We start from the raw sequence: 9,376 nt of genomic DNA, 5'->3' as shown, positions 1-9,376 counted from the left end.
AGCAAGGAAAATCAAGCCTGATAGCTGGGTTTATACCGATACTTATCGTAGTTATGATGCCCTTGATGTAAGCGAATTTCACCACGAACGGATTAACCATTCAGAGTTGTTTGCGGTGAAACAAAACCATATCAATGGAATTGAAAATTTTTGGAGTCAAGCTAAGCGGATACTTCGAAAATATAATGGAATAGACCGAAAAAGTTTTCCTTTATTCTTGAAGGAATGTGAATTTCGGTTTAACTTTGGCACACCAAAAGAGCAGTTAAAAACATTGCGAAAATGGTGTGAAATTTAGGGCTAATCTACGTCAGCCCCAAAACTTAACTGGGCGTTTTACCCCAACATCGTTGGCAAGCTGAAATGAGAGAGAAATCTGTATAGTTTTACCTTAATTTAAACAGTGGACGAGATTATCATTATTTTTGGATATATGGCAAATACACAACATCATATTTTGATAAAACAGTAGGGAGACGCCGAGTATCCCAAATCAAGGAGTTCGATATATTATCGGTTGCCTACTCAATGCACTTTGGTTTTACGTTTTCAAAGTTTATGCCGTTGCGATATATTCTGCCAATTAACATCATTCATAAAAACGCTCGATTACTTTTGATAAAAATAATAGGCTTCATCAATAGAGGAAAAATGGTGCATTTTACCCTCTTGCAACACCATCGCATTATCACAGTATTCTTTGATTACCGTAGGGCTATGAGAAACTAAGATAATGGCGCGATCTTTGCGTTTTTCAAATAACTCATACTTACATTTTGCCGTAAAACGGGAATCTCCCACCGCAATGACTTCATCAATTAAATAGCAATCAAATTCTACCGATAAGGAAATAGCAAAGGCAAGCCGCGCTTTCATTCCCGACGAATAACTTTTTACCGGCTCGTATAAATAGTTCCCTAACTCAGAAAATTCTTCGGTAAAGTCTTTCATTGTTTGAAAATCACTGCTGTAAATGCGGCTAATAAATCGCAAATTATCTAATCCTGTCAGACTGCCTTGAAATGCACCGCTAAAGGCTAAGGGCCAAGAAATACTCATTTGACGCTCAATACTTCCTTCAGTTGGTGGCTCGACTCCACTCAATAAGCGGATCAAAGTCGATTTACCAGCGCCGTTACGTCCCAATATGCCTATTTTTTCTCCTTTTTTAAGTTCAAAACTCACGTCCTCAATAACGGTTTTCCAGCCGTCCCGAATTCGATAGCGTTTGCTTAAATTTTTTACCCTAATCATTGCGGTTCGATTCCTTTACTAAAATGTCTCACCATTAATAGTCCGATTAATAGCATTGCGATATCACATACAATCAAAAAAAGCGGGCTTTCGTAGGTTTGGACGCTTTCGCCAAAATAGCCGCGGCGAAACATTTCCGTTCCATTTATCATCGGTATCCATTTTGCTATGGGTTGCACTTGCGGCGGTAATGAGTGAACGAAAAAAAATGCCCCCGACAAAGGTATCATAACAAAACTGACCGTTCCCCATAATTTGCCGAAAACCTCAAACTTTTGCGCAATAGAACAAATAATCAGCCCCAGCCCAAAGGCGAAAAATGTCATTAATGTCCAAGCAAATATCATATAAAGAATATCCTGCGGCAAACTAATCCAGCCGATAATGATTAAAACAAACATAATCAGGATCTGGGCAATTGTCGCTCCGGCAACTTCCAATAACATTCGGGCAAAAATGGTATCTAACGGACGCACATTACGGTGATACAGCAGACTAAGGTTGGCAGAAATAGCCCCGATCGCTCTATTTGACGCATTACGCCACATCATCATTAATGGATAACCTGTAATGGCAAAGGCAACAATATTTAATGTTGAAACGCGATCGGCGCGTAAATACTTCCACATGAATGTGATAAATAAAGTCAATAACAGTGGTTCGACAAACAACCATAGGAAGCCAATATTTTTCCGCCCGTAGCGGGTAATGATTTCACGCATTAATAATGCGCCCAAAACTCGCCGTTGTATGACTCTAGAGCGTTTAAATGTCGTTCTGTCTCCATAACGCATTAGTTTTTATGCTCCTTAATTCCTGCGATAATTAAACTTAACAAGCCGTATAACATCAGTCCGATAATCAATGTCGCTAAGATATTATAAAGGCGATAAGGTTCTAACGCCCAGTCAGGTTTACTCGGCTGGTTAATAATTTCTAGGTAAAGTTGTTGGCGATCCGCCTCATTTCTGGCATTTTGTAATGAGGTAATTGCTGTTGCCAACATTTGTTGTGCCAGCTCGTTACTCATTAATAAGCGTTGGTACTCCGGCGATTGGGTTACTAAAGAATCGTTACTGCCAGCCAGTAATTTAATTTGTTGCGTCATTTCTTCCGTTAAACTTTTTTGGCGCATTTTTAATGCGGCGACTTGGGGATTATCCGGCGTAATAGATTGTAATTGAGCTAATTGAGTTTCCACCTTAATAATTTCGCTTTTTAAGGTAGAAATCAGCGAAACTTGTACACCGGATTGTGCAGGCAAATCATAGATTTTATGCTGAATACGGTATTGGCTTAGTGCGTCAGCGCTGTCATTTGCCATTTTTTCCGCATCGACAACTGCTTGTTCCGCGTAATTTAAGGTATCTTTTCTCGCTCTTTCATTTAAGCGGTTAATTAGATCTTCCCCTTGCTTTAACAATTCAATATTAATTTTTTGTCCTTCTTCAGCGGCAAATGCTCGAACCCGTAGTGTTGCAATACCAGAAATAGAATCAAAATCTACCGTCAAGCGTTCTTTAAAATAACGATAAAAAGCTTCTTGTGAATCGTTGATTCCGAATGCATTAAAGCGACTGAGTAAATCCCCATTATTTTCATAATATCCACGAATCGGCAATTGTTGTTGTAATTGCTCCAATGCCGTTCGGGAACGGATATATTCCTGCACCGAATAGGTATCATCTTGAGCCCTTGCAAAACCGGTATTTTGCAATAATGCCCCGACGCCGCTTAATGCGGCTTGATTGCGTGGAGAACGCACAACAAAACTGGATTCTGAAATATAAACATCCGCAGCAAATAAAATAAAATAAAGTGCGGAAAAGAATGTCGGGATAATCACTGTTATCCACAACAACGGCTTTATACGTTTAAAGAGCGGTCGTTTTTTTGCGAGTTTATTATTCTGCACCATTTTTATACCTCTTATAAATTATTTACGCTGTTCACTGTACTCGTGATAGGCGATGTAATAGAAAAGATCATTCTTAGGAATTTTTGAAATTCCGCTAACGGTGCATTAGAAACATACACAATATCCTTATCTTTCACCGGGAAACGCTGAATTAAGAACATTGATTTCGGTTCAAGCAAATTCGCGCGATAAACCGTCGGTACATCCATCCCTGTTTTATATCCCCGTTTGCTCCAATCCTGTTGTTGTGCTGAATTAAGCTGCGCAAAAGGCACATAACGGAAAACAAAAATACCGCGCGGATCCGAACGCGTATCAATAAGTCCGCCCATTTTCCCGATAGCTTCTGCCAATGTCAGACCTTTTGTTGAAAATTTCATTTGTTGGTTATTGCCGACAGCACCTAATCCAGTAAAGCTATAAGGTGTGGTTAATAACGAGACCACATCGCCTGCCTGTAACAAAATGTTTTGATTCGGGTCTGCAATTAACGTTTCAAAAGGTAAGGTCTTGACTTGATTGGTTCTGGTTAACTGAATGGTAATATCCTGAATATCGGCAGGTGAACCGCCAACCGCTGCAACGGCGTCCAATACTCTTTCTCCGCTTGGTGTCAGCGGCATACGGATACTGTTTCCTTGGCGAATAACGGTAACATCTGATGATTGGTTATTAACAATTCTTACCAACACTTGAGGCTGGTTCGCTTTACGCTTCAATACTGCCGTAATCTGAGCTGCAATCGACTCTGGCGTTTTTCCCTTCACAGAGATATTGCCGACAAAAGGTACGGAAATCATCCCTTTTGTGTTAATAGTTTGAGGAGGAAGTTGAGTTAAATGTCCCGTTCCTTGCCCTTCACTACTGAATGTACCGCCAAAAAGTACGGCAGGAGGCGCTTCCCAAATTGAAATTTCCAATACATCACCCACATTCGCCACACCGGAATAACCATTCGTTTGGGCTAAATGATCAAATCCGGAAAAAAGCTGGTTCTGTTGTAACTGATAAAGTGTTTGAACTGAGTTTTCGTCCAACTCAACCACATTAACATTTCTGCTTTGGTTATTTAAGTCCAAAACCCTACTATGATTAGGACCCGAAGTCGGAAGCGTTGAGCATCCACTAATAAATGCCGATACGACAGAGAAAATAATGTATAGTTTTTGTAATTTCATAGGATAAAAATTATTAAAATTCAGAAAGTAACACAACACTATACATTCTATCCTAAAACAAATAATAATAAAATAATGATAGACACAATAAAGCCAAATCACTATAATCCACACAAATTGGTACTCTTGATTTACATAACGTCGTAAAGTGGGATACATGTTTCTAGTTTTACCCCAAATAATTATTAGTTGTTCTAAGACACTATTTTCGAGAGCATACTATCCAAGTCAATCTTCTAAAATATTACTGTCCTATCCATTTAATCATTTTTTACCTTCTTCATTGATGAAAGGATATGGATATAAAGATTACTAGTTTAAATCGGTTATTCCTAGTTTCTTACAATACAAAAGGATGAGAAACAACGTTAATTTTCTTTTTGCTTCTAATCAAAGAGTGGAGATCTTTGTTGTAAGACTAAAATGATATAAGGGAAAAAGTGAGTAAAATTATTATCGTAGGATATAATTCCTGTAGCTGTGAACGAGTTGAAAAGATGTTTAATTGCTATGGAATGAAATTAGCATTACCTTCTCTAAAAGAGAAGCTAACACCTATTGAAATAAGTAAATTATGGCAAGAGGAGATTTCAAACGAAACTGAAAATAAAACGAAGGTTTCTTATTTCCCCGTACAAATATCAAACAAAAAACGAAATAGATATTCTCCGCGACAATTAAAGAAAGCTATAAGGAAAACTGAAACCAAGAAATTATTAAAACAAAATTACTCTTCTATAATAAATGATATAGCATTGAATTTAATAAATGCTAACATATCTCAAGATTTTTGGGGGTGGGCCGATAGTAAAGCTATAAATTTATTAGATTTTTGGAAAAAATTAGATTACGGTATAAAATTTGTTTTACTTTACGATAATCCTCAAAGTATCTTAATTAAAGGACTTAATGAAGGTGAAATAAAATGTAAGTATACTATCAAGAATAAACTAAATGAATATTTTGTCTATAATCAAAAATTAATCTCTTTTTTCAAGAAAAATAAGGAAATTTCTATTTTATTAAACACTCAAGAGCTAGAATCCTCAGATGGAAAGAGTCTTAAAAATTTTAACAAAAAATTAAATGTCACATTTAAAGATAATTCAATCACTTTACACAGAGGTATAGAACTCCCATTAGATATTGAACTTTCTAAATTTATTATCGATATATTCGTTCAGAGTGATCAGAATGTAACAAATCAATATCTTGAAATGCAAGAAATTGCTGATCTACCCTATAACATTTCAAATAAGTATCAATTAGACAGAGCGCTAAGAGCTTGGGAAGTCTTGGTAGAACAAAAAAATAGACTAAAACGTCAACAAGAAGAAAATGAGGCAATTAAATTTATTCAAGAAGATATTATTAACCAAAACAAGGAATTGAATACAGAAAATATTGAACTTAAGAAAATTCAATCTCAGTTACTTAAAGAGAACCTAGGATTATACCCAAAAACTTCTTTATCTGATGAAAATCAGAAGAATTTGGGAAAAGAAATAGAAATGATCTTAAAAATGTATGAGGAGATTAGAATTGAAAATGAAGAGTTATTTGCTCAGTTACATTTGGTACAAGTTGAATTAGAAAAAGTCTATAAGGACAATGAGCAATTAAGAACAAGACCTTTGTTATGGGGAGCCGCTAATAGAATAAGAAGTCAACTAAATTATAGAATTGGTCACACATTAATCCATAAAAGTAAAAATATATTTGGATTGTTATTCATGCCATTAATACTTTTATCTATATACTATCAATATAAAATGGACTATAGGAAAAATAAATGGGATAAAACACCACCTATTAGCGAGTACCAAGATGCTTATGAAGCAGAAAAGATAAAAAGACATTTATCCTACAAATTAGGATTTATATTTACAAAAAACATAAGAAACCCTTTAAGATGGATAATTCTTCCATTTTTAATTATGAGAGAAATAAAGACATTCAATAAAAAAAACAATTAGATAAGAGAGCCTTAAATTTATGAATATATTGTCAAAAGCAGTTCATGCATATACAGAAAAAGACTATCAAAATGCACTAAACTTATTTAGACAGGCTGGTAATCTTTATGGAGAACATATCGTTAAGTTTCATATTGATCGTTGTTTAACTTTTTTGAACCAACAACAAGTAACGATAAAAGAACAAAAAATTGAAGTCAAACACACCTTATCATCTAGAAGCGCTGTGATTATTTCTCCACAAACAAATCTGTCGATAGAGAATCTAGATATAGCAACACGAATATTGTTAGCGAATGAGAAAAAAACTATTTTAACTGAAGAACAAAAACAAAGCGATATTAGTCATTGGCAATTGTTAACAGCACAAAAATCTCAAAATGCAGAAACCAAAATAATAAAACCTATACCTGATGATTTTCCAAAAGATTTAACACTCGCTCCATTGCCTGAAAATCTCAATGATTTTAACTGGAATCTGAGACGAAAGCGTGGGATATCTAATCTCGCAAAAAGCAGCGGTTTATCAGTAATTGTTCCAACATTTAACCGAAGTCATATCCTTAACATAACTTTAGCTTGCCTTGTTAACCAAATGACTGATTACGATTATGAAGTCATTGTCGCCGATGATGGAAGTAAAGAAGATATTGCAAGCATAGTCAAACAATATGAGGATAAACTTGATATTAAGTATGTTCGCCAAAAAGACTATGGCTATCAGTTATGTGCGGTACGTAACCTTGGGTTACGCACAGCAAAATACGACTTTGTTTCTATTTTAGATTGCGATATGGCTCCCAACCCGAAGTGGGTTCAATCTTATATGGAATTATTATTAAAAGATGATGATGTTGCACTAATTGGTCCACGAAAATATATTGATACACATAATATTACTCGTGAACAAATACTTAATAACTCATATCTTATCGAAAACTTGCCTGAAGTAAGAACAAATAATGCTGTCGCTGGTAAAGATCAAGGAGAAATATCTGTTGATTGGAGACTTGAACATTTCCAAAAAACAGAAAATTTACGTTTGTGCGACTCCCCTTTCAGATATTTTAGTGGCGGTAATGTTGCTTTTGCTAAGAAATGGTTAGATATTGCAGGATGGTTTGACGAAGAATTTACACATTGGGGGGGAGAAGATAATGAATTTGGTTATCGCCTGTTCCGTCATGGTTGTTTCTTTCGTGCCGTTGACGGTGGAATAGCATACCACCAAGAGCCACCGGGGAAAGAAAATGAAACAGATCGGGATGAAGGAAAAAAGATAACACTAAATATTGTACGAGAAAAAGTCCCATATTTTTATCGAAAATTACAACCAATTGAAGCGTCACACATTCATCGAGTACCTTTAGTTAGTATTTATATCCCAGCTTATAATTGTGCATCAACCATTCAGCGCTGTGTAGATAGTGCATTAAATCAAACTGTAACCGATTTAGAGGTTTGTATTTGTAATGATGGTTCTACTGACAATACATTATCCGTGCTAATAGCACTCTACGGCAATAACCCTCGTGTTCGGATTCTCGATCAAAAAAATGGAGGAATTGCTTCTGCCTCTAATTCTGCAGTAACTAATTCTCGTGGTTACTATATTGCTCAATTAGACTCCGATGATTATATAGAACCAGATGCTGTTGAGCTTTGTTTGAAAGAGTTTTTCAAAGATCGCTCCTTAGCTTGTGTATATACAACAAATCGCAATGTAAATCCTGACGGTTCACTAATTGCTAACGGCTATAATTGGCCGGAATTTTCTCGTGAAAAAATGACAACAGCGATGATCGTACATCATTTTAGAATGTTTACGGCAAGAGCTTGGTATCTAACAGAAGGCTTTGATGAAAAAATTGAAAATTCTGTCGACTATGATATGTACCTGAAATTAAGTGAGGTTGGTAAGTTTAAACATATTAATAAAATTTGCTATAACCGAGTGTTACACGGCAATAATACATCTATTAAAAAACTTGATATTCAAAAGAAAAATCATTTTCTTGTAGTTAACGCATCTCTTAAACGACAAGGTATTACACATTATAGCTACGACGCTCAAGATAATGATGATGCTAGTCGTAAATATATTTTTAATCGTAATACAGATCATAGCGGAGAATATAAAACGATTGAACAAACAAGTACAACCTCGTTCCAATTGCCACAAGTTCCGGCTAAACCACAAGTAAAAGAAATACCAGAAACAGACCTTGCTTTTAGCTTAGTCTGTTCTGGAAAACCTCAAGGATTAATCAAAAAACTAGAAAACATCTTAGAATATAATCCACAAACAAAAGCAATTATAGTTCATCTTGATAAAAGACAGCTCAATGTTGCGACACAAAGTGCGGTCGAAATTTTTGAAAAAGAACATAAAGTCCGTGTTCTTTTAAATCCGGAACAAGATATGGAAAATGCTAGATTCAGGCAGCTTGAATACCATTACAGCAATTTCAAACAATTAACTGAACAAAAAATTCAAACAGATTATATCGTCTTTGATTATATTGATAATATGTTTGTCCAGAAGAACTCAGTACAATATATTCAGAAATTTGATATAGGAATTAATTTAGGTACAATTTCAGGTTATTGGAAAGGTTCTATTTTATCTCATAAAACATTGCAAAATTGGATAAAAGAAAAATTGGGCAAGATGCCAAATGAACTCCGAATCAAAGGAACAGCTCAAGGTATTTTTATAAAAATAGAATTAGCTAAATCATTATTTGGTTACGTTGATGAAATTATTCAAAAATGCACTTTAAATAATGACTTACCAAAATACCTTACAGAAGAAATTTGGTTGCAAGTAGCCTTACTAATTTTTGAAAAAGAAGAAAATACACCTCTTAAAAAAGGGGGAACGTTAACTTATCTCCCGTGGGAGCGAAAATTACAATGGCTTCAAGAAGAAATTGAAAACTCTAAAAATGGTATAGGCTTGCCAGATAATAAGTTTATAATAGGAAACATAGACTTTTCAAAATTTAACTCTATCATTAAATAACATTACTTACAGAACAAGAGGCTCA

General features: G+C 35.2%; 7 protein-coding genes. 3 read left to right on the top strand and 4 right to left on the bottom strand.

Going from position 1 to position 9,376, the window contains the following annotated elements:
- Positions 1-298, top strand: a 298-nt coding sequence (locus E4T92_RS10020; RefSeq protein WP_135094606.1) for an IS1595 family transposase, incomplete at its 5' end; no start/stop codon positions are given.
- A gap of 311 nt (positions 299-609) precedes the next feature.
- On the opposite strand, the gene E4T92_RS10015 is transcribed toward E4T92_RS10020, so the two are convergent.
- The 4 genes from E4T92_RS10015 to E4T92_RS10000 are packed head-to-tail and all read right to left on the bottom strand — an operon-like array spanning position 610 to position 4,350.
- Positions 610-1,254: an ABC transporter ATP-binding protein gene (locus E4T92_RS10015; RefSeq protein WP_135094604.1), complete on the bottom strand. Its 645-nt coding sequence runs from the start codon at positions 1,252-1,254 to the stop codon at positions 610-612.
- A complete protein-coding gene (locus E4T92_RS10010; RefSeq protein WP_135094602.1) occupies positions 1,251-2,048 on the bottom strand; it encodes an ABC transporter permease in 798 nt (265 codons plus the stop codon). The genes E4T92_RS10015 and E4T92_RS10010 overlap by 4 nt, the downstream gene beginning before the upstream one ends.
- Positions 2,048-3,172, bottom strand: a complete 1,125-nt coding sequence (locus tag E4T92_RS10005) for a capsule biosynthesis protein (protein WP_135094600.1) — start codon at positions 3,170-3,172, stop codon at positions 2,048-2,050. Before E4T92_RS10005 ends, E4T92_RS10010 begins: the two co-directional genes overlap by 1 nt.
- A gap of 11 nt (positions 3,173-3,183) precedes the next feature.
- Positions 3,184-4,350 carry a polysaccharide biosynthesis/export family protein gene (locus E4T92_RS10000; RefSeq protein WP_135094598.1) on the bottom strand — a complete coding sequence of 389 codons (1,167 nt, stop codon included), beginning with the start codon at positions 4,348-4,350 and terminating at the stop codon, positions 3,184-3,186.
- 440 nt (positions 4,351-4,790) lie between these two features.
- On the opposite strand from E4T92_RS10000, the gene E4T92_RS09995 reads away from it, so the two are divergent.
- Entirely contained in the window at positions 4,791-6,326 is a 1,536-nt protein-coding gene (locus E4T92_RS09995) for a hypothetical protein (RefSeq protein WP_135094596.1), read from the top strand.
- A gap of 19 nt (positions 6,327-6,345) precedes the next feature.
- Positions 6,346-9,351, top strand: coding sequence for a glycosyltransferase (locus E4T92_RS09990; protein ID WP_135094594.1), 3,006 nt, complete (start codon positions 6,346-6,348; stop codon positions 9,349-9,351).
- Positions 9,352-9,376: the final 25 nt, after the last annotated feature.

The organism is Pasteurella sp. WM03 (assembly GCF_004570945.1).
Taxonomy (GTDB): domain Bacteria; phylum Pseudomonadota; class Gammaproteobacteria; order Enterobacterales; family Pasteurellaceae; genus Rodentibacter.
The sequence above is the reverse complement of the archived record's forward strand: the minus strand, read 5'-3'. Positions and strand labels throughout refer to the sequence as shown.